20 protein-coding genes are annotated in these 19,772 nt (G+C 66.2%); 13 read left to right on the top strand and 7 right to left on the bottom strand.

Features of this window, described 5'->3' with window-relative positions; genetic code table 11:
* Positions 1–118: 118 nt before the first annotated feature.
* From upp to Q0X16_RS04220, 4 genes are all read right to left on the bottom strand, one after another.
* Positions 119–751, bottom strand: a complete 633-nt coding sequence (upp, locus tag Q0X16_RS04235) for a uracil phosphoribosyltransferase (protein WP_297830958.1) — start codon at positions 749–751, stop codon at positions 119–121.
* 97 nt (positions 752–848) lie between these two features.
* Positions 849–1,292 (bottom strand): hypothetical protein, encoded by a 444-nt coding sequence (locus Q0X16_RS04230; RefSeq protein ID WP_297830955.1) that lies wholly within the window; start codon positions 1,290–1,292, stop codon positions 849–851.
* A gap of 115 nt (positions 1,293–1,407) precedes the next feature.
* The gene (locus tag Q0X16_RS04225; RefSeq protein ID WP_297830952.1) at positions 1,408–2,064 is read right to left on the bottom strand and encodes a hypothetical protein; all 657 of its coding nucleotides are present in this window, start codon (positions 2,062–2,064) and stop codon (positions 1,408–1,410) included.
* Between the two features lie 171 nt (positions 2,065–2,235).
* Positions 2,236–3,729 carry an aminotransferase class III-fold pyridoxal phosphate-dependent enzyme gene (locus tag Q0X16_RS04220; RefSeq protein WP_297830949.1) on the bottom strand — a complete coding sequence of 498 codons (1,494 nt, stop codon included), beginning with the start codon at positions 3,727–3,729 and terminating at the stop codon, positions 2,236–2,238.
* A 138-nt stretch (positions 3,730–3,867) separates the two neighbouring features.
* Here Q0X16_RS04220 and Q0X16_RS04215 point away from each other — a divergent pair, with 138 nt between their 5' ends.
* From Q0X16_RS04215 to secF, 6 genes are all read left to right on the top strand, one after another.
* Positions 3,868–4,299 (top strand): Lrp/AsnC family transcriptional regulator, encoded by a 432-nt coding sequence (locus Q0X16_RS04215; RefSeq protein WP_297830946.1) that lies wholly within the window; start codon positions 3,868–3,870, stop codon positions 4,297–4,299.
* Complete coding sequence (queA, locus tag Q0X16_RS04210; protein ID WP_297830944.1) at positions 4,296–5,336, top strand: tRNA preQ1(34) S-adenosylmethionine ribosyltransferase-isomerase QueA; 1,041 nt, start codon at positions 4,296–4,298, stop codon at positions 5,334–5,336. Before Q0X16_RS04215 ends, queA begins: the two co-directional genes overlap by 4 nt.
* Positions 5,337–5,599: 263 nt before the next feature.
* The gene (tgt, locus tag Q0X16_RS04205; RefSeq protein ID WP_297830941.1) at positions 5,600–6,727 is read left to right on the top strand and encodes a tRNA guanosine(34) transglycosylase Tgt; all 1,128 of its coding nucleotides are present in this window, start codon (positions 5,600–5,602) and stop codon (positions 6,725–6,727) included.
* A 132-nt stretch (positions 6,728–6,859) separates the two neighbouring features.
* Entirely contained in the window at positions 6,860–7,201 is a 342-nt protein-coding gene (yajC, locus tag Q0X16_RS04200; RefSeq protein ID WP_297830938.1) for a preprotein translocase subunit YajC, read from the top strand.
* Positions 7,202–7,261: 60 nt separating this feature from the next.
* Positions 7,262–9,130, top strand: a complete 1,869-nt coding sequence (gene secD, locus Q0X16_RS04195; RefSeq protein ID WP_297830935.1) for a protein translocase subunit SecD — start codon at positions 7,262–7,264, stop codon at positions 9,128–9,130.
* A 37-nt stretch (positions 9,131–9,167) separates the two neighbouring features.
* Positions 9,168–10,133, top strand: coding sequence for a protein translocase subunit SecF (gene secF / locus Q0X16_RS04190; RefSeq protein WP_297830993.1), 966 nt, complete (start codon positions 9,168–9,170; stop codon positions 10,131–10,133).
* A 75-nt stretch (positions 10,134–10,208) separates the two neighbouring features.
* On the opposite strand, the gene Q0X16_RS04185 is transcribed toward secF, so the two are convergent.
* Positions 10,209–11,036, bottom strand: a complete 828-nt coding sequence (locus Q0X16_RS04185; protein WP_297830933.1) for an inositol monophosphatase family protein — start codon at positions 11,034–11,036, stop codon at positions 10,209–10,211.
* 88 nt (positions 11,037–11,124) lie between these two features.
* On the opposite strand from Q0X16_RS04185, the gene Q0X16_RS04180 reads away from it, so the two are divergent.
* Genes Q0X16_RS04180 through Q0X16_RS04170 form a run of 3 tightly spaced genes read left to right on the top strand, consistent with a single transcriptional unit; the run spans position 11,125 to position 15,030 of the window.
* Positions 11,125–11,928 (top strand): RNA methyltransferase, encoded by an 804-nt coding sequence (locus Q0X16_RS04180; RefSeq protein ID WP_297830930.1) that lies wholly within the window; start codon positions 11,125–11,127, stop codon positions 11,926–11,928.
* Positions 11,929–11,965: 37 nt separating this feature from the next.
* Positions 11,966–12,901 carry a phosphate/phosphite/phosphonate ABC transporter substrate-binding protein gene (locus tag Q0X16_RS04175; protein WP_297830928.1) on the top strand — a complete coding sequence of 312 codons (936 nt, stop codon included), beginning with the start codon at positions 11,966–11,968 and terminating at the stop codon, positions 12,899–12,901.
* Positions 12,898–15,030: an EAL domain-containing protein gene (locus Q0X16_RS04170; protein ID WP_297830926.1), complete on the top strand. Its 2,133-nt coding sequence runs from the start codon at positions 12,898–12,900 to the stop codon at positions 15,028–15,030. The genes Q0X16_RS04175 and Q0X16_RS04170 overlap by 4 nt, the downstream gene beginning before the upstream one ends.
* A 42-nt stretch (positions 15,031–15,072) precedes the next feature.
* Here Q0X16_RS04170 and Q0X16_RS04165 read toward each other — a convergent pair whose 3' ends face one another.
* Complete coding sequence (locus tag Q0X16_RS04165; protein WP_297830924.1) at positions 15,073–16,386, bottom strand: hemolysin family protein; 1,314 nt, start codon at positions 16,384–16,386, stop codon at positions 15,073–15,075.
* A 220-nt stretch (positions 16,387–16,606) separates the two neighbouring features.
* On the opposite strand from Q0X16_RS04165, the gene Q0X16_RS04160 reads away from it, so the two are divergent.
* Positions 16,607–17,233: a DUF47 family protein gene (locus Q0X16_RS04160; RefSeq protein WP_297830922.1), complete on the top strand. Its 627-nt coding sequence runs from the start codon at positions 16,607–16,609 to the stop codon at positions 17,231–17,233.
* 15 nt (positions 17,234–17,248) lie between these two features.
* Complete coding sequence (locus Q0X16_RS04155; protein WP_297830990.1) at positions 17,249–18,370, top strand: inorganic phosphate transporter; 1,122 nt, start codon at positions 17,249–17,251, stop codon at positions 18,368–18,370.
* Between the two features lie 31 nt (positions 18,371–18,401).
* Here the strand turns inward: Q0X16_RS04155 and Q0X16_RS04150 are convergent, their stop codons facing one another.
* Complete coding sequence (locus Q0X16_RS04150; RefSeq protein WP_297830920.1) at positions 18,402–18,812, bottom strand: hypothetical protein; 411 nt, start codon at positions 18,810–18,812, stop codon at positions 18,402–18,404.
* 44 nt (positions 18,813–18,856) lie between these two features.
* Here Q0X16_RS04150 and Q0X16_RS04145 point away from each other — a divergent pair, with 44 nt between their 5' ends.
* Positions 18,857–19,207, top strand: coding sequence for an MGMT family protein (locus tag Q0X16_RS04145; protein WP_297830918.1), 351 nt, complete (start codon positions 18,857–18,859; stop codon positions 19,205–19,207).
* A 41-nt stretch (positions 19,208–19,248) separates the two neighbouring features.
* Positions 19,249–19,772 (top strand): rhomboid family intramembrane serine protease (locus tag Q0X16_RS04140; protein ID WP_297830916.1); only part of this gene is annotated, 524 nt, incomplete at its 3' end.

Below are 19,772 nucleotides of genomic sequence, written 5' to 3'. Positions count from 1 at the left end.
AGCCTGGCGCGGGGGGAAAGCCTTTGGGGCCATGCACCTCCCCCTCCCGCTTGCGGGAGAGGGTGCCCGAAGGGCGGGTGAGGGTGCTTGCGGGAGAGAGCCCACACGCGGTGACTGCTCAATCCACCGGCGTTCCGAACAAGCGATCGCCGGCGTCACCGAGGCCGGGGCGGATGTAGGCGTTCTCGTCCAGACGCTGGTCGATTGCGGCGACGTAAACTTCGACGTCCGGGTGCGCCGCTTCCAGCGCGCGCAGTCCTTCCGGCGCGGCGACCAGAAACAGGCATTTGATCCGCGTGCAGCCGGCGTTCTTCAGCAGTTGGATCGCCGCGCTGGCGCTGCCGCCGGTGGCCAGCATCGGGTCGATCAGCAAGGCGGTGCGCCGCTCCATGTGGTCGGCCAAGCGCTGGTAATAGCCTTCCGGGCGATGGGTAGCCTCGTCGCGGCGCAGGCCGATCACGCTGACCGGCGCGGCCGGCAGCAGGGATTGCACGCCGGGCAGGAACCCCAGCCCGGCGCGCAGGATCGGCACCAGCGTCAGCGCCTCGCTGCGCACGCGCTCGACCTGCAGGGGGCCGGCCCAGGTCTGCACTTCGACCCGCTCGGTTGGCAGATCGCGGGTGGCTTCAAGCGCCAGCAGCACCGCGATTTCACCGGCGAGCAGGCGAAAATGCACCGGGTCGGTCGCGATGTCGCGCAGCTTGCCCAGCTTGTGGCGGACCAGCGGATGGTCGACGACGACGGTCTTCATGCGCGCAGACTAGCCGACAAACGAACGCGGCGGCCAGTGGCCGCCGCGTTGGGTCGCACTTGCTGTCGTCAGGCTCAGGCGTAGAAAGTTGTCTGTGTCAAAGACCTGTCGCGTCGATTTGCGCTTTGGTGAGCGTGACGCTGCATTGCAGTTGATGGAGTTCCATGCCTTCTGCGGTATTGGCGTCTTGCATCAAGAACCGATAGGTCCCCGGCACCGTGAACACAGCGACCTGCCGCGACGAGGCATCGACTCCTTTCAGTGTTCTGAATGGAATCGATACGTGACCGCGAGGATACTGTGGCCCCAAGGTGTCGATGTTTTCAGGCGGGTAGCGTAGCCGCAAAAGTTCACCGCTCGGCAGCAGTACGGCGGCCTGCGACGGCACTCTGATGTGTCCTGTATCCAGAACGAATGCCTGCCCCTTGATCGAACACGTCGCATCCAGGATGCCGGGCAACGCGCTTCCACCTTGTGGCACCGCCAAGGCAAGACAAAAGGTCATGACGCTAATGGCCATCTTCGCGTGCGTCACAAGCATGTGTCCGCCTCAGGCAACGCGCCTGACAATGGCGTCGGTGATGGTTGTCTCGCTTGGCGGGACGGACGGAAGGGCAGCTCAGTTGCAGTGCTGAAGATGGTCTTCAGGCGGCTGGTCATGGCCTGATCCCGGCGGTCAAGGCAACACAGCAGTTATTGCAATAGCACGGCCCTCCCTGACCCGCTGAAGAACAGCAATAGCCGTGCCCCCCGTTTTGGCATCCAGAAGACGAGTTGCATGCAGCTCTCAGATCTGGTTGCCCCTTTGCCGGACAATCAGAAATGAAGGAAACGGGATCCCGAGCCACGCCGTGCAGGGGGGTGGCGCGTTGGAATCCTCGGCCATCGACGAAATCAAGTGAACACGCAAGGCGGGAATACTGGATGCCGGGCACGGGTTTACCGGATTTTCCCAGCACATCCACTCGGTAGCTTCCGGAGTCAGAAAAAATCTCCCGTTCATGCAGCTTTCCATCATCTGCGTACTGTGCGCCTCGCTGGGAAGCGGGATTTACCTCGATGAGACCGTGGCCGGGAGACATCAGGTTGTAGACGCCCAGCCTTGGGGAATACAGGTAGACGATTCCGCCATCAGGGCGAGTCACGATGATTTCCCGCACATCTGACATGCCTTGAGGAGTGATGCGCACGATGCCGTTGCTAACGACGCACGGTGCATCCGAGGTTGCTGGTTGTGCGTTCAAGCTTGCTGGTGAGAATACGCAGGCGAAGGCGAAGGCGAACCCGGTCGAAATTGCTTTGAATCTGCGCATGATGCCGTCTCCAAAGTCATCCATGAAATCGCCCTATACTCCTCCCAGGCATCGGCGTCAAGTTGTAGTCAGTATGATTGGAAGGCTTGGATGTTCATGCTTGCTTTGGCGCTGCTCAAGAACGCGGCGGCCAGTGGCCGCCGCGTTGGGTCGCACTTCCCGCCGTCAGGCTCAGGCGGCGGCGGACTGCTGCATCCGCGGGCCTTCCAGCAGAGCGCGCTTGACTATCGCCACCACCAGTTTCAGCTCCTCGGAGGTCACATTGAAGCGCGGGGTGAAGCGCAGCGAGTTCTCGCCGCCGTGGATCACGCCGATGCCGTGCTCGCGCATCCACTCCTCGGTGGAGCCGGCGCCGTAGCCCTTGAACTCCTTGGTCAGTTCGCAGGAGAACAGCAGGCCGGTGCCCTGCACCTTGGTGATCGGGCCGTGCAGTTCGTCCTTCAGCGCGTTCAGCAGGGCGAGCGCGTCGCGGCCGCGCTGCTGGATGTTGGCGCGCAGCTCGGGGGTGATCTGCGCCAGCACGGCGCAGGCCACGTCCAGCGCGCGCGGATTGGCGGTCATGGTGTTGCCGTACAGGCCGCGCCTGTAGATCGCCGCCGCGCGTTCGCTGACCGCCAGCACCGACAGCGGGTACTGGCCGGCGTTGAGCGCCTTGGAATAGGTTTCCATGTCCGGCGCCGCGGCCTGCTCGAAGCCGGGGTAATCGACGATCGAAAGATACCCGGTGGCGCGCAGACCGGCCTGGATCGAATCCACCAGCAGCAGGCCGCCGTGCGCCGCGGTCAGTTCGCGGGCGAGGTTGTAGAAATCCACCGGCACGCTGCGGCCGGGATCGCCTTCGCCCATCACCGGCTCCAGGTACATCGCCTGGATGAACCAGCCCTTGGCCTCGGCCTCGGTGAACACCGCGCGCAGCGCGTCCATGTCGTACGGCGGCACGGTGATGACCGAGTGCTCGTCGCGGAAGCTCGCCAGATACTGCACGTAGGTCTTGCGCGAGGAATCCGAATACAGCGCCGGCGCCTCGGTGCGGCCGTGGAAGGCGCCCTTGACCACCAGCCGCTTGATCGCCTTGCCGGCGTGGCGGGCGCCCGGATCGGTCAGCGCCTTGGCGTTGGCATCGACAATGCGCGAGGCCAGCGACACCGATTCCGAGCCGGAGTTCAGGCACATGAAGGCAACGTACGGGCAGCCGCCGCGGGTCTGGCCGATTTCCTTGCGCATCGCCTGCGCAAAGCGCAACTGCGACACGTTCGGGGTCATGATGTTGGCCATTGCCTGCGGCTTGGCCATCGCTGCGGTCACCGCTTCCGGCGTGTGGCCGAGGCCGAGCATGCCGTAGCCGCCGGTGTCGTACAGCACCGCGCCCTTGAGCGTCACCAGCCACGGCCCGCGCGCAGCCAGCGCGACGTAGGGATTGGCGGCGTCCTCGGCGTAGAAGTTGACGAAGCCGGCCTGGACCTCATGCGTCTGCGCGGCTTCGTCCAGTTCCAGCAACTCCGGGAACTCGGCGCGCACGCGCGCGTACTCGGCGGCCGCGGCGTGGATGGCGTCTGCCAGTTGCGTGTCGCGGGCGGCGAAGTCGAGCAGGGTGGCGTCGTCAAGGCCGATGGTGCGGGCCTTGCCGTGCGCGCGCAGGGGGGCGAGGGTGTCGATCAGGGTCATGGGATTCTCCGTTCACGCCGTGGCCGCGCGGGCGCGACCCGGCAATCCATCATTATCGTCGATTCCTGGTCGAAAGACAGGTTGGATTCGACCACTTCGACGGGCAATTTGGGCGAAATGGAAGTATGCTTTGCCGATATGCCGATCTCTCCCGCCGACGAGCTCCTGCTCTCCGTGCTGCGCGAAAACGCGCGCGCCTCGACCGCCGACATCGCCCGCAAACTCGGGCTGTCGCGCACCACGGTGCAAAACCGCATCGCCCGACTCGAACGTCAGGGCGTGATCCGCGGCTACACCGTGCGGATCGACGAGGAACTCGAACAAAGCCGCATCCGCGCGCACATCCTGATCACCCTGCGGCCGAGGCAGATGGCGATGGTGGTGAAGGACCTGCACGGAATGCACGAGGTGCGCGTGCTGTACTCGATCAGCGGCGGCCACGACCTGATCGCGCTGGCCGTCACCTCCACCGTCGGCGAGATGGATGTGCTCACCGACCGCATCGGCGCGATCGACGGCGTCGAACGCACCAATACCTCGATCATCCTTTCGACCAAGTTCGAGCGTTGAAAACCTCCGATTTCCATTACCACCTGCCGCAGGAACTCATTGCGCAGGCGCCGCTGCCCGAGCGTTCCGCCAGCCGGCTGCTGCACGTGCCGGCGGGCGATGCGCCGTTCGCCGACCTGCACGTGCGCGATTTGCCGTTGCTGCTGCGGGCCGGTGATCTGCTGGTGTTCAACGACACCCGGGTGATCCCGGCGCGACTGTTCGGGCACAAGGCCAGCGGCGGGCGGGTGGAAATCATGATCGAGCGGCTGCTGCCCGGAGACGCGGCGCGGGTGCAATTGGGCGTCAGCAAGCCGCCGCAGCTAGGCAGCCGGATCGCGCTGGATGCGGGCGGCGAGGCGGAGGTGCTGGCGCGCGAGGAGGACGGCTTCTGGAAGCTGCGCTTCCACGTCGGTGAAGGGCTGGAGTCGTGGCTGCAGCACGCCGGCCAGATTCCTCTGCCGCCCTACATCGAACGTCGTCCCGATGCGGATGACGCCGAGCGCTACCAGACCGTGTTCGCGCGCGAGGCCGGCGCGGTGGCGGCGCCGACCGCCGGGCTGCATTTCGATGAGCCGCTGCTGGCGGCGCTGCGCGATCGCGGGGTGGAGTTCGGGCATGTGACCCTGCACGTCGGCGCCGGTACCTTCCAGCCGGTGCGGGTCGAGGACGTGCATCGTCACCACATGCACAGCGAGTGGATCAACGTCGGCGCCGAGCTGGTGGCCAAGGTGCGCCGCACCCGCGCCGCCGGTGGCCGGGTGATCGCGGTCGGCACCACCGTGGTGCGCGCGCTGGAGTCCGCGCTGGTGGACGGCGAGCTGTTGCCGTTTGCCGGCGATACCAGCATCTTCATCTTTCCCGGCTACAAGCTCCGCAGCATCGACGCGCTGCTGACCAATTTCCACCTGCCCGAATCGACCCTGCTGATGCTGGTGTCGGCGTTCGCCGGCAAGGAGCGGGTGTTCGCCGCCTACGAGCACGCGGTGCGCGAGCGCTACCGCTTTTTCAGCTATGGCGATGCGATGCTGCTGTGGCCGCAGCGGGAGGACGCATGAGGCGGGATCCGTCGCAGCACGGTCCGCGGGTGAGCAATGCGCGCTGAACCCTCCATGCGGCGGTGTCGGCCATGGGGTGCTCCGCAGAGCGCGCCATGGGAGAGCGCGCTTGGCTTGCATCGCATGCGATGCAAGCGTGCGAACGCCCGGCACGCTGTGCCGGGCTGGGCCGCGGAGCGGGCGCGCGGCGGCGCGTGGAACAGGAGGTTCCTTCGCGCCGTCAAGGAGTACCCCATGGGCGGCGGCGCCGCAGGCGATAAACAATGAGTCGCATGAATTTCCAGCTCTTGAAATCCGACGGTGCCGCCCGCCGCGGCCGCATCACTTTTCCGCGCGGGGTGATCGAAACACCGGCGTTCATGCCTGTGGGCACCTACGGTTCGGTCAAGGGGGTGCTGCCGCCGCAGATCAAGGACCTGGGCGCGCAGATCATCCTCGGCAACACCTTCCACCTGTTCCTGCGGCCGGGGCTGGATGTGATCGAGGCGCACGGCGGCCTGCACGGCTTCGCCCGCTGGGACGGGCCGATCCTGACCGATTCCGGCGGCTTCCAGGTGTTTTCGCTGGCGCACCGCCGCAAGATCACCGAGGCCGGCGTCACCTTTGCCGCGCCCACCGACGGCCGCAAGGTCTTCCTCGGTCCGGAAGAGTCGATGCACATCCAGAAGGCGCTGGGCAGCGACATCGTGATGATTTTCGATGAATGCCCTCCGGTGAATGACAAGCACGGCCAGCCGGTGCATCGGCGGGCGGTGGAGAAGTCGATGGAGCTGTCGCTGCGCTGGGCTGAGCGTTCGAAAAAAGCCCACGAGGGCAACGACGCGGCGCTGTTCGGCATCGTCCAGGGCGGCGTCCACCGCGACCTGCGCACGCGCTCGGCCGAGGGGCTGAAGGCGATCGGTTTCGACGGCTACGCCATCGGCGGGCTGGCGGTGGGCGAAAGCGAGGGCGAGCGCAACGCCATGCTGGACCACACTGCGCCGCAGCTGCCCGAAGACCGCCCGCGCTACCTGATGGGCGTGGGCCGGCCGGAGGATCTGGTGGAAGCGGTGGCGCGCGGGGTCGACATGTTCGACTGCGTGATGCCCACCCGCAATGCCCGTAACGGCCACTTCTTCACCTCCACCGGCGTGATCCGGGTGCGCAACGCGCAGTACGAGCACGACCTGCGCCCGATCGAGGAAGGCTGCGACTGCGTGGCCTGTGCCGGGGGGTTCTCGCGCAGCTATCTGCGCCATCTGGACCGCTGCAACGAAATGCTGGCGCCGATGCTGGGCACCCTGCACAACTTGCGCTACTACCAGCGGCTGATGGCGCAGATGCGACAGGCGATCGAGGCGGGAACTTTTACGCGGTTCCGCGAGTCTTTTAACGCGCATCGCCGTGCGTAGGGACCCTCACGCAAGATCGCGCACCTCGCGCGACCTCACCCGCCCTGCAATCCGGGGGAAGGGACGGGCGGGACATGGCATAATGCGCGGCTGGCCGTGATTGCGGTCGTTACACACTTTCCCGGATTCCCGATGAACCCCTTCGATTTGCTGATTCCCGTTGCCCACGCCCAGACCGCTGGACAGGATCCTTCCGGCGGCCTGATGTCCTCGTCGCTGTTCTTCATCGTGCTGATCGCGATCATGTACTTCATCATGATCCGTCCGCAGATGAAGCGGCAGAAGGAGCATCGGCAGATGCTCGAAAAACTGCAAAAGGGCGATGAGGTGATCACCAGCGGCGGCATCGCCGGAACGGTGTCCGCGATCAGCGAGAGCTTCATCACCGTGGAAGTCGCCGATGGCGTGCAGCTGCGCGTCCAGAAGGGCGCGATTTCCAATGTCCTGCCCAAGGGCACGCTGAAGTCGGCGTGACCTGATTTCCTCCCAATTGATGTCCAACGGTCTGGCGCCCAGCGCCACCAGGGTTCGCCGATGCTCGTTTACAGCCGCCTGAAATACGCGATCGCCGTACTGGTGCTGATCTTCAGCGCGATCTATTCGCTCCCCAACATCTACCCGCAGGATCCGTCGGTGCAGATCACCGCCAACCGCGGCGCGATCATCGATGCGGCCTTCCAGGCCCGGGTCGATGCGGCGCTCAAGGCGGCGAACCTGCACGCGAAGAAAATCGAAGTGCAAAAGGACGGCAACCTGCTGGTGCGCATGGCGTCTCCGGACGACCAGACGCGCGCAGCCGACGCCCTGCGCGATCTCGTCGGCGGCGATTACGTGGTGGCGCTGAACCTGGCGTCCACGGTGCCGCCGTGGCTGGCGGCGCTGCGGGCCAAGCCGATGCTGCTCGGCCTCGACCTGCAGGGTGGCGTGCACTTCCTGATGCAGGTGGATCGCAAGGCCGCGCTCGACAAGATGTTCGAGGCGACCGCCGAGGACATCCGCAGCGTGCTGCGCGACAACCGCATCCGCTACATTTCGGTCGAGCCGGCAGGGAACAATACGGTCGTTGCCAAGCTCAGCAGCGGTCAGAACCCGGACGCGGCCGAGCGGCTGATTGCCACCAGCGTGCCGACCTTCCAGACCAGTTCGGAGGGCGACGTCATCACCGTGCGGATTCCGCAGTCCGAACTGGACAAGGCGCTCAGTGATGCGGTGGCTCAGAACATCGGCACCCTGAGCAACCGCATCAACGAACTCGGCGTGGCCGAGCCGATCATCCAGCGCCAGGGCGCCGACCGCGTGGCGGTGCAACTGCCGGGCGTGCAGGATACCGCGCAGGCCAAGCGCATTCTCGGCGCGACCGCGACGCTGGAATACCGCGGCGTGGTCGAAGGCAATGCGGTCGAGGCGCGCGACACCGGCAACGTGCCTCCGGAGGCACGGATCTACTACCGCAAGGAACTCGGCCCGGACGGCAAACCAATCCCCATCCTGCTCAACAAGCGGGTGATCGCCTCGGGCGAGCAGCTGCAGACCGCGTCCTCGTTCTTCGATTCGCAGTCCGGCACCCCCGCGGTGCGGGTGCGGCTGAACGCGGCCGGCGGTCAGCGCATGTTCGACTATTCCAGCGCCCACGTCGGCAAGCCGATGGCGGTGGTCTATATCGAGCGGATCCCCGAAGTGAAGGTGGTCAACGGGGTCGAGGTGCGCAGCACCCGCGTGCGCGAGCAGGTGATCTCGGTCGCCACCATCCAGGGCACGCTGGGCAAGGAGTTCCAGACCACCGGCCTGGACAGCATGAAGGAAGCCGCCGACCTCGCGCTGCTGCTGCGCGCCGGCGCGCTGGCCGCGCCGATGGATTTCGTCGAGGAGCGCATCATCGGACCCAGCCTCGGCGCGGAGAACATCCGTCGCGGCCTCGAGGCGGTCGGCTATTCGTTCGCGTTCACCCTGGTTTTCTTCATGTTCTATTACCGGGTGTTCGGCGTCATCAGCTGTATCGCGCTGGGCCTGAACTTGCTGCTGGTGGTGGCGATCATGTCGGTGATCGGGGCCACCATCACCCTGCCGGGCCTTGCGGGCCTGGCGCTGACGGTGGGCATGTCGGTGGACGCCAACGTGCTGATCAACGAACGCATCCGCGAGGAGTTGCGCATCGGTCTGCCACCCCAGAAGGCGATCGCCGAGGGCTACGCGCGCGCGTTCGACACCATTCTCGACGCCAATCTGACCACGATCATGGCCGGCGTGGCGCTGTTCGCCTTCGGCACCGGGCCGCTCAAGGGCTTCGCGGTGACGCTGGTGGTCGGCATCACCGCTTCGCTGTACACCGCGGTGTCGGTCTCGCACGGGCTGGCGGCCCTCGTGTACGGCTACAAGCGCAAGCCCAAGTCGATTTCCATCTGAGGCGCGTTGCCCGCGCCTGATCCGGAACCCTCCAGGAATCCCGATGAAACCGTTCAACGTATTTCCGTACGACGCCAACATCCACTTCATGCGGTACGGCTGGGTGTCGCTCACGATCGCCGCCCTGCTGGTGGTGATCTCGCTCGGGGCGATGGCGGTCAACTCGTTCCCCGGCGGGAAGTTCGACGCCTCGCGCACTTTCAACTACGCGCTGGATTTCACCGGCGGCACCGTCACCGAGCTGCATTTCGAAAAGCCGGCCGACGTGGACGTGGTGCGCGATGCCATCGAGCGCGCCGGCATCCACGGCGCGCAGGTGCAGAACATCGGTTCGCGCACCGATCTGATGGTGCGCATGCAGGCGGGCCAGGGTACCGCTGCCGACGTGCTCAAGGCGATCAGCACCGCCGAGAATCCGGCCAAGGTCACCAAGAGCGACTTCGTCGGGCCGCAGGTGGGTCGCGACCTTGCGGTCAACGGCCTGTATGCCGTGATCTTCATGGTCATCGGCCTGATGGTCTACGTGTCGTTCCGTTTCGAATTCAAGTTCTCGGTGGCGGCCATCATCGCGACCATGCACGACGTCGTCGTCGTGCTCGGCTGGTTCGCGATCAGCGGGCACGAATTCGACCTCAACGTGCTGGCCGGCGTGCTGGCGGTGATGGGCTTCTCGATCAACGACACCATCGTGGTGTTCGACCGCGTTCGCGAGAACTTCCGCAGCCTGCGCGACGAGCCGAAGGAAATCATGAACAAGGCCATCAACCAGACGCTGTCGCGAACGGTAATCACCTCGTTCGTGGCCTTCCTCAGCATGCTGGCGCTGTACGTGTTCGGCGGCGAGTCGCTGCGCGGGCTGGCCGAGTCGCAGATCATCGGCGTGGTGATCGGCACGCTGTCGTCGATCTTCATCGGCTGCCCGATGCTGCTGATGCAGAACGTCACCAAGAAGGACCTGATGCCCAAGGCCAAGGATCATGCGGAGCTGGCGCGGCGGCCCTGATCATCGGCAGGATGTTTTTCGAATACGGGAAGGCCGCGCATTGCGCGGCCTTCTTCGTGTCGGGGATGTTCCGGATCAGCGCCTGGCTGCTGCGGCCAGCCCGGATTCGACGATCCGCTTCTGCAGTGCATCCACCAGCTTCACGCTGCCAGCCACGACCTGGTGGCTGCCGCCGCCGGCTGCGCCGGGATCGAGCTTGTCCGGCTGTGCGCCCCGGTAGTCGCAGATCCGCCCGCCGGCCTCGCGCACCAGCAGCACGCCGGCGGCGATGTCCCAGAGTTTCAGCCCGGTCTCGAAATAGCCGTCCAGGCGACCGCAGGCCACGTAGGCCAGGTCGAGCGCGGCCGAGCCGGTGCGGCGGATGTCCTCGGCCTCGCCGAGCAGGGCGCGCACGCAGTCGAGCTGCGCCGGCGCATGGGCGCGGTCGCGGGGCGGGAAGCCGGTGGCGAGCACCGTGCCGACCAGATCCTTGCGTTCGTTGACGCGAACGCGGCGGTCGTTGAGCAGCGTGCCGGCGCCGCGGCTGGCGGTGAACAGTTCGTTGCGCAACGGGTCGAACACCACGCCGTGCTGGGCGACACCGCCCTCCACCAGCGCGATCGAGACGCACCAGTGCGGGAATCCGCGAAGGTAGTTGCTGGTGCCGTCCAGCGGATCGATGACGAACAGGCTGCCGCCCTTGCCCTGCAGGCCGCCTTCCTCGCCGAGGAAGGCGGCGCCGGGGTGGGCTCGGCGCAGTTCACGGATGGCCGCCTGCTCCGCCTGCTGGTCGATTTCGCTGGCGTAGTCCTGGCGGTCTTTCTCGATCACGTTGATCGCATCGAGCCGGTTCATCCCCCGCAGCAAGGCCCCGCCCGCCGCGCGCGCCGCCTTGACCATGACGTTGACAATGGGTTTTTGCATGGAAACGGGCCTCGATGGAGGTGGCGGGACGGCGGCGGGAAAGAGCGACTCCGGCGCATGGCCGGGGCGGGGAGTTTACCATTGGCGCATGGAGGCATCATCGCAATTCGCCAGCGTCCGCAACCTGCGGATCGTGCTGGTCGGCACGCAGCATCCAGGCAACATCGGTTCCGCAGCGCGGGCCATGAAGACCATGGGCTTGTCCAGCCTCGTGCTGGTGGCGCCGGAAAAGGCGCCGGATCGCGATACCCATGCGATGGCGGCCGGCGCGGATGATCTGGTCGAAACCGCGCCGATATTCGCCACGCTGGCGGAGGCGGTGGCGGATTGCCGCTGGGTGCTGGGCTGTACCGCCCGCAGCCGGCGGATCCAGCTGGAGCCGCTGAATCCGCGCGATGCCGCCCGTCGCGCCACGGCCGCCGCGGTCGGCGGGCCGGTGGCACTGGTGTTCGGGCGCGAGCGCAGCGGCCTGGACAACGTCGAGATGGCCCTGTGCAACGCCGCGGTGCATATTCCGTCGGACCCGGAATTCAGTTCGCTCAATCTTGCGGCGGCGGTGCAGGTGCTCAGCTACGAGCTGCGCTGCGCCATGCTGGAAGGGCTTCCGGCCGCGGCCATCGGAGACCCCGCGCCGCGCACGCCTCCGGCGGACGCGCAGACGGCGACCCACGCCCAGCTCGAAGGCCTGTTCGAGCACCTGGCCGTCACCCTCGAAGCGATCGATTTCCACAAGGGGCGGGCACCCGAATCGGCGCTGCGCAAGCTGCGGCGGTTGTACCTGCGCGCCAACCTCGATGCGGCCGAGGTGCGCCTGTTGCATGGGATCCTCGCCGACTCCGAGCGGATGGCGCGGTTGGCCGGCAGCCACACGACGCGGGATGAAATCCTGTAGGCTTGAACGAGTGCTCGAAGGAGGCCGGACTTCTGCCATGGGTCGGTTTCTGCGGACGTTCGCCTGCCTGCTGTTCCTGTTCGCCGCCAGTGTCTCCGTCGCTTCTGCCCAGAGCGCACGCGGGGATCCGGATGACGGCGTGCTGGTGCTGGGCCGGATCAGCGACAACCCCAAGGCGCATTACGAGCAGCTCAAGCCGCTGCTCGACTACCTGGTTCCGCGCATGGCCGGCGTCGGTATCCGCAGCGGCCGGATCCTGATGGCCCGCGACCTGCAGCAGATGTCGAGCTACCTGCGCCGCGGCCGGGTGGACCTGATCAACGAAACCGCCGGCAATGCCTCGGTGCTGGAGGATCGCGGTGTCGCCCATTCGTTCCTGATCACCGAGCGCGACGGGGTCCTGCGCTACCACAGCCTGTTCTTCGTGCGCAGGGACAGCCCGATCCATTCGCTGTCCGATCTGCGCGGGCACAGCGTGGCGTTCCAGAGCCCGTATTCGACCAGCGCCTACTATCTGCCCGGCAGCCAGCTGCTGGCCGCGGGCGAATCGCTGGAGCCGCTGTTGTCGCCGACCGACAAGCCGGCTCCGGATCGTGTCGGCTACATCTATGCGCGCACCGAGCTGAACGTGACGACCTGGGTGCACAAGCGGCTGGTCGATGCCGGCGTGCTCAGCAATCTTGATTGGATCGATCCGAACCGCGTGCCCAGAGCCTTCCTTCCGGATCTGCGGATCATTGGCCGCAGCGACGACGTTCCGCGGGCGATGATGCTCGCACGCAGCGGCATGGATCCGCAGGTAGAGTCGAGACTGCGGGAGCTGCTGATCGAAGCGACAAACGATCCCGCAGCGGCCGAGGCGCTGCGCAAATTTCTCGGAACCACCCGCTTTGTGCCGATCGAGGAATCGGACCGGGTCGCGCTGCGGCGACTGGCGCAAGGCGTGCAGCGCCTGCGCCGGGAGGTCGAGTGAGGCCGCGCCGTTCCAGCCTGCAGTGGCGCTTCGGCGTCGCGATCGCGCTGCTGCTGTTGATGATGCTGGTGCTGACGCTGGCGCTGTGGTTCCGGCAGACCCACGGCGAACGCGAGACCGTCGATATCGCGCGTCAGAGCACCCATGCGTTGTTGATCCAGCAGCTGCGCGAGAGCGGCAAGGCGCAGGTGCAGCAACTCGTCGATTCCCTGACCAACCCGCTGTACTACTTCGACCTTGAGGACGTCGGCAACCAGGCCCGGGATGCCTTGCGAACGCCCGGAGTGGCTTATGTTCTGGTCTACGATTCCGAAGGCCGGATACTGCATGACGGCTCGGGCACGATCCCGGCCTACGGCAGGCCGATGCAGGATCCGCTGGCGGGCAGGATCGTTGCTGCGGATGCGATGCTCGTGCAGCAGGAGGGCAGGACGCTGGACATCTCCAGTCCGATTCGCGTTGGCGAGGATCGGCTTGGGGGCGTGCGCGTTGGTTATTCCATGGATTCCGCTGCGCGTGCCGAGGAGCAGACCCTGCTCGGGTTGCGTGAACGCCTGTCCGATGTCAACAGGGTCAGCCTGTGGTGGCTGCTGGCGATGTGCGCGGGGCTGGGCGTGGTCTGCGTTCTCGGGGCGATTGCGCTGCAGCGCATGCTGGTGGAGCCGATCCGGATGCTCGGCGACGCCGCCCGCGAGATCGAGCAAGGCAATTTCTCGACGCCGATTCCGTCGGTGAAGCACGACGACGAACTGGGCGATCTCACCCGTGCCTTCGAGCACATGCGCGACAGCGTGGCGCGCCACGATCGCGACATGCGCCGTGTCGCCTACAGCGACGCCTTGACCGGACTTGCCAACCGGTTGGCGTTTCGGGCGGCGCTCGACCAGCGACTGCGGGAAATGCACGGCACCGGCGGGCAGCTCGCCCTGCTGTTCTGCGACCTTGATGATTTCAAGAGCATCAACGACACCCTCGGCCATGAGGCCGGCGATGATGTGCTGGTCCAGACGGCTTCCAGGATCGAGCATGCCGTGAGCATGCTTGGCGGAAGCGATGCGGTGGTGGCGCGACTGGGTGGCGACGAGTTCGTGATCCTCCTGGAAGCGTCGCCTGGCGAGGGTCTGAACGAGCTTGCGACCCACCTTGCAGAGACGCTGGTGCAGGACCTTGCCTCGCCGCTGATGCTGCACGGGCGCCGACTGGTGTTGGGGACGTCGGTAGGCATTGCGGTTTTCCCGGACGATGCGATCAATGCGTCGCAGCTGATGAAGTGCGGCGACATCGCGATGTACCAAGCCAAGTTCGACGGCAAGAGCTGCTATCGCTTCTACAGCCGGTCGGTGGACGAGGACGCGATGCGTCGTCTGCGCTTCGAACAGGAACTGCGCGGGGCATGGGAGCGCGGCGAGCTGTCGATGGTCTACCAGCCGATCTACCGCACCCAGGATCGCGCGCTGATGGGGGCAGAAGCGCTGCTGCGCTGGAACCATCCGCAGGAAGGCGCCATTTCCCCGGATGTCTTCGTGCCGGTGGCGGAGCAGAGCGGGTTGATCGAGGAAATCGGCGAGCGCGTCCTGCTCGCATCTTGCACCGAGGCCGCTGGCTGGCCGGAGCTGCCCGACGGGACCCGACCGTTCGTCTCGGTCAACGTGTCCGGGCGCCAGCTGCGCAGCGTCGGATTGTTCTCCCAGGTGTCGCGGGCCCTGCAGGAAAGCGGTCTGCCAGCGGACCGGCTGCACCTGGAGGTGACCGAAACCGCGGTGATCCGCGATGTCGCCCATGCGGCCGACCTGCTGTCGCGGCTGCGCAACCTCGGAGTGCGCGTCTGGCTGGACGATTTCGGTACCGGCTATTCCAGCCTCAACCACCTCCGCCGGGTGCAGGTGGACGGACTGAAGATCGATCGCAGCTTCATCGTCGATCTGCTCGAGGACGCGGGCGACCTTGCCTTGACCAGCGCCACCATGGCGATGGCGCATTCGCTGGGGATCGTCGTCGTGGCCGAAGGCGTCGAACAGCGCGGGCAGTACGACCTGCTGCGCGAGCGTCAGGGCGACTATGTCCAGGGCTTCTGGCTGAGCGAACCGCTGGCGGCGGCCGAGTTCGCGCGCCTGCTGGTGCAGGCCTGAGAACGCGTCCGCATCCGGGGAGAGAATTTATTGCGAACCTCCTCAGCCGTCCCCGGCGGCGTTCGGCGGGGACGGGTCGCGCTGCAGCAGCAGCTTGTCGACCCGGGGACCGTCGAGATCGACGACTTCGATCCGCCACAGGCCGACCCGGAAATATTCGCTGACCCTCGGAATGCGTCCGAAATGGGCAATGACGAGGCCGGCCGCGGTGTGGAATTCCATGTCGTCGGCCTCGGCGATGCGCTCGCCGGTCAGCTCGCGCAGTTCGTCGATGTGCAGGCCGCCGTCCACCAGCAGGGAACCGTCCTCGCGTTCGACCACCAGCGCCTCGCCGGCGTCGGCCTCGCCGCCGGCCTGCAGGCGTCCGATCACCGCATCGACGATGTCGGAGATCGTCACCATGCCCTGGATGTCGCCGTATTCGTCCACCACCAGAGCCATCGTCTGCTGGTCTTCGCGCAGCAGTTCGAGCAACTTCATCGCGTGGGTGGACTCGGAGACGAACAGCGCCGGGCGGACGTCGTTGAACAGCGCCGGCTTGGGACGACCGAGCTCGTCGAGCAGGGTCTTGACCTCGAGGATGCCGGCCACGTCGGCGTCGCTGCCGCGATGCACCGGATAGCGCGAGTAGGCGTGTTCCAGCATGACCGCAAGGTTCTCCTGCAGGCTCGCGGTCGCGTCGAGCCAGGTGATCTTCGTCCGCGGCGTCATCAGGCTGTCGGCGGTGCGGTCGCCCAGCCGCATCACCCGGTTGACCATGTTGCGCTCGTCGAGGTCGATCACGCCCTGTTCGTGGCCTTCGCTGACCAGCAGCTGGATTTCCTCTTCCGTCACCTGGCTTTCCCCCCGGGAGTCGAGCCGGAACAGCGACAGGATGGAGCGCACCGTCACGCTCAGCAGCCATACCAGGGGGCTGGAAATCCACGCCAGCCAGTGCATCGGCGGGGCGACCACGGAAGCGAGGCGCTCCGGCGCCAGCAGCGCGAGCCGCTTGGGGATCAGTTCGCCGATGACGATGCTCAGGTAGGTGATCAGGCTGACCGCCAGCACGGTGCCGATGGTCTCGGAATAGCGGCCAAGGGTCGGCACGTGGGCTGCCAGCCAGTGCCCGATGTTCTGGCCGATGGCATCGCCGCCGTACATGCCGGTCAGGATGACGATGCTGGTAATCCCGACCTGGACCGTCGACAGGAACCGTTCCGGGCGCTCCGCCAGTTCCAGCGCCGTGCGCGCGCCGCGGCTGGTCTCGGCGCGCTGCTTCAGGCGCACTTTGCGCGAAGTCAGCACGGCCATCTCGGACAGGGCGAAGAAGCCGTTGAGGACGATCAGGGCGATGACGATCAGCAGTTCCAGCACGGATGGATACCGGGGACAGGGAGCGGGTCGCGGCAGGGCCGTGGGCAGGCGGCCGCAAGGGCGGCACGCAGCCGCCGGGCGAAGCGCAGGGAGGGTGTCGGGTCGGAGGCCATGGCTGGAAACGTGCCGGAATCATAGCAGGCGCGCTCTTTGTCATGAATGCGTCACATTCGGCGTTTACGCTTCAGCTTCATGCCGCCAGATTCCTGTTGGAGTCCCGATGTTTTCACTGCAAACCATTTTCGGGTCCGGAACCCAGTTCTATGCCTTGCTGGACGACGCGGCCGCCGCCGCGCTGGACAGCGCCAGGGCGCTGCACGCGATGATGAAGGAATCCGACCGCCAGCCGGCGCTGGATGCCTTCAAGCTGGCCCGCCTGCGCGAGCGCACCGCCGCCGACAAGCTCAGCCAGGCGCTGGTGGACAGCTACATCACCCCGTTCGAGCGCGAGGACATCGAGGCGCTCGGCTCGGCGTTGCACAAGATTCCCAAGCAGATCGAGAAGTTCGCCGATCGCTATGCGCTGGCGGTCCAGCACCTGGGGCATATCGATTTCGCGCCGCGCGCGGCGATGCTGGAACAGGCCGCCGAGGTCGTGGTGGAGATGGTCGACCAGCTCGAGCACATGAACCTCGACCGGATGACCGCGCTCAACGAGAAGCTGCGTTCGATCGAGAACGAGGCCGACCGGCTGATGCTGGAACTGTACCGGGAAATCTATTCCGGCAAGCTCGACAGCCTGCAGATGTTCCTGCTCAAGGAGTTCTTCGAAATCCTGGAGAAAGCGATCGACCGCTGCCGCGAGGCGGGCGTCGTCGCCTACCAGATCGTCCTGAAGAACAGCTGACGGGGCGCGGCGATGATGTTGACCCTGGTCCTGGTGGTGATCGCCGCCGCGCTCGTCTTCGAGTTCATCAACGGCTTCCACGACACCGCCAATTCGATCGCGGCCTCGGTTGCGACCAAGGTCCTGACCCCCGGGCAGGCCGTGATGATGGCGGCGGTGATGAACATGGTCGGCGCGCTGACCGGCACCGCCGTCGCCGCGACCATCGCGACCGGGATCGTCAATACCGCCGTGGTGGACGCCACTTCGCAGTTGATGCTGTGCGCGCTGCTGGGCGCGATCGCCTGGAACCTGCTGACCTGGTGGCTGGGGCTGCCCTCGTCTTCTTCGCATGCCTTGATCGGCGGGCTGTGCGGCGCCGCGCTGGCGGCTTCGCACATGGACTGGAACGCGCTGCTGTGGGTGGAGAGCGCGGCCAGCTGGACCCAGAGCAAGGGGCTGGTCTGGAAGGTGCTGGTGCCGATGGTGACCTCGCCGCTGGCCGGCTTCCTGCTGGGCTTCGTCCTGATGGTGATTCTTTGGGCCTTGATTTTCGGGATGGAGCGCAGCGGTGGCGTGTTGCGGCGGCTGGCCCGACCGCGTTGGATCAATGCCGCCTTCGGCAAGCTCCAGATCATGTCGGCTGCGTACATGGGCTATGCCCACGGGCACAACGACGCGCAGAAAACCATGGGCGTGATCGCCCTGACGCTGATCGGCGCGCAGGCCGCGGGAGCGCTCGACGACCTGCCGTCCTGGCTCGCCTTCATGCACCCGGAGCAATCGTCCGGTTCCACGGTGGCCGACTGGATCGTCGTCACCTGTGCGCTGGTGATGGCCGCTGGCACCGCCTCGGGCGGCTGGCGCATCATCAAGACCCTGGGTCACAAGATGGTCAAGCTGCATCCACTGGACGGATTCGCGGTGGATTCCAGCTCGGCCACGGTATTGATGGTCGCTGCGCATTTCGGCATGCCGGTGTCGACCACGCACACGGTGTCCACTGCGATCATGGGCGTCGGGTTCGCCAAGAATCCACGGCGACTCAAGCTTGGCACGATCGAGCGCATCGTCTGGGCCTGGATCCTGACGATCCCGGCTTCGGCCACGGTTGCCTGGCTGTTCTACCGGGCGCTGATGCTCGTCGGGTGGACCTGAGCCGAGGAAGGTCGATCAAATCGGCGTTGCGCTACAGCAAATCCCCGCCGGCCGACAGCCGCAGCTCCATCGCATCGCCGGTGCCGCCGATTTCCAGGATCAAACGGTCGATCTCGGCCGGCAGCAGGCTGTCGTACGGGCGGTTCTCGCACAGCTGCAGGTAGCGCACGCCGTCGAGTTCGCCGATGGCGAGGAAGCCGACCCGGCTTTCCCAGTTGAATGCCAGCGCCTTGCGCGCGTCGAGGCCGGTGATCGGGGCGATCGAGGTGGACACCCGCAGGAAGCGGCGGCCGTCGTCGTTCTGCAATTCGGTCAGGAAGATGGCCTGGTGGCGCTTGCCCTGCCGCAGCGACAGTTCGACGCAGGCCAGTCCGTCTTCCTCCAGCAGCATGTGGTAGCCGGCGGAAACGAGATGCTGGTGGATCTGCTCGAAGTGGTTCATCGTGAAAATGCATTGGCGGGGGAGAGCGCTATGCTAACCCGATCATGGACGTTCCCGCAGGCACGCGTTCGCCGCAGCAACGCATTCTCGACGCCATCCGCGCGGTACCGGCCGGACAGGTCGCCAGCTACGGCGGGATCGCGCGCCGCGCCGGCCTGCCGGGGCGGGCGCGGCTGGTGGCGCGGGTGCTCGGGGAAAGCGATGTCCCGGATCTGCCCTGGCACCGGATCCTGCGATCGGATGGCCGGATCGCCTTCGCGCAGGGCAGCCGACCGTGGCGCGAGCAGGCCAGACGGCTGCGCGCCGAAGGCGTGGCCGTCCGCAACGGCCGGGTGCGGATGGACGCGAACGGGGGCGGGGACTCGCTGGATGCGGCCCTCTGGGCGCCACGCTGAACCGGTATGATGCGCTGCAACGAAGACCGGGTTCCCCAAGGATGGCGTTCAACATTCCCCGCATCACCAAGGCGCTGCTGATTGCCAACATCGCCGGGTTTGCCCTGCAGTTCGCGTTGGGCAACGAGGCGATGCTCAGCCTGATGCTGTGGCCATGGGGCGGTTCGGTTTACGACCCGGCCCTGATGGCGCCGTCGTTCATGCCCTGGCAGTTGCTCAGCTATGCCTTTCTGCACGGCAGCTTCTGGCATCTGGCCTTCAACATGCTGGCACTGGTGATGTTCGGTGCGCCGCTGGAGTATGTCTGGGGGCCGAAGCGGTTCCTGACCTACTACCTCGTCTGCGTTGTCGGTGCCGGGGTCTGCCAACTCATCACCAGTTCTTGGATGCTCGCCAGCGGAAGCATGCCAATTCCGTCGATCGGCGCCTCCGGCGGCGTGTTCGGCCTGCTGCTGGCCTACGGGATGCTGTTCCCGAACCAGCGCGTGATGCTGCTGATCCCGCCGATTCCGATGAAGGCGCGCACTCTGGTGATTCTTTACGGCCTGTTCGAGCTGGCCGCGGG

The sequence above is a fragment of the Thermomonas sp. genome (assembly GCF_025993755.1).
Classification (GTDB): Bacteria; Pseudomonadota; Gammaproteobacteria; order Xanthomonadales; family Xanthomonadaceae; genus Thermomonas.
Note: the sequence above shows the minus strand (reverse complement) of the source record. Positions and strands in the feature narration are given on the sequence as shown.

Coding starts and splice junctions, on each gene's coding strand:
- upp (WP_297830958.1), bottom strand. CDS start 751: ATGAAGACCGTCGTCGTCGACCATCCGCTGGTCCGCCACAAGCTGGGC.
- Q0X16_RS04230 (WP_297830955.1), bottom strand. CDS start 1,292: ATGCTTGTGACGCACGCGAAGATGGCCATTAGCGTCATGACCTTTTGT.
- Q0X16_RS04225 (WP_297830952.1), bottom strand. CDS start 2,064: ATGCGCAGATTCAAAGCAATTTCGACCGGGTTCGCCTTCGCCTTCGCC.
- Q0X16_RS04220 (WP_297830949.1), bottom strand. CDS start 3,729: ATGACCCTGATCGACACCCTCGCCCCCCTGCGCGCGCACGGCAAGGCC.
- Q0X16_RS04215 (WP_297830946.1), top strand. CDS start 3,868: ATGCCGATCTCTCCCGCCGACGAGCTCCTGCTCTCCGTGCTGCGCGAA.
- tgt (WP_297830941.1), top strand. CDS start 5,600: ATGAGTCGCATGAATTTCCAGCTCTTGAAATCCGACGGTGCCGCCCGC.
- yajC (WP_297830938.1), top strand. CDS start 6,860: ATGAACCCCTTCGATTTGCTGATTCCCGTTGCCCACGCCCAGACCGCT.
- secD (WP_297830935.1), top strand. CDS start 7,262: ATGCTCGTTTACAGCCGCCTGAAATACGCGATCGCCGTACTGGTGCTG.
- Q0X16_RS04185 (WP_297830933.1), bottom strand. CDS start 11,036: ATGCAAAAACCCATTGTCAACGTCATGGTCAAGGCGGCGCGCGCGGCG.
- Q0X16_RS04180 (WP_297830930.1), top strand. CDS start 11,125: ATGGAGGCATCATCGCAATTCGCCAGCGTCCGCAACCTGCGGATCGTG.
- Q0X16_RS04175 (WP_297830928.1), top strand. CDS start 11,966: ATGGGTCGGTTTCTGCGGACGTTCGCCTGCCTGCTGTTCCTGTTCGCC.
- Q0X16_RS04160 (WP_297830922.1), top strand. CDS start 16,607: ATGTTTTCACTGCAAACCATTTTCGGGTCCGGAACCCAGTTCTATGCC.
- Q0X16_RS04155 (WP_297830990.1), top strand. CDS start 17,249: ATGTTGACCCTGGTCCTGGTGGTGATCGCCGCCGCGCTCGTCTTCGAG.
- Q0X16_RS04150 (WP_297830920.1), bottom strand. CDS start 18,812: ATGAACCACTTCGAGCAGATCCACCAGCATCTCGTTTCCGCCGGCTAC.
- Q0X16_RS04145 (WP_297830918.1), top strand. CDS start 18,857: ATGGACGTTCCCGCAGGCACGCGTTCGCCGCAGCAACGCATTCTCGAC.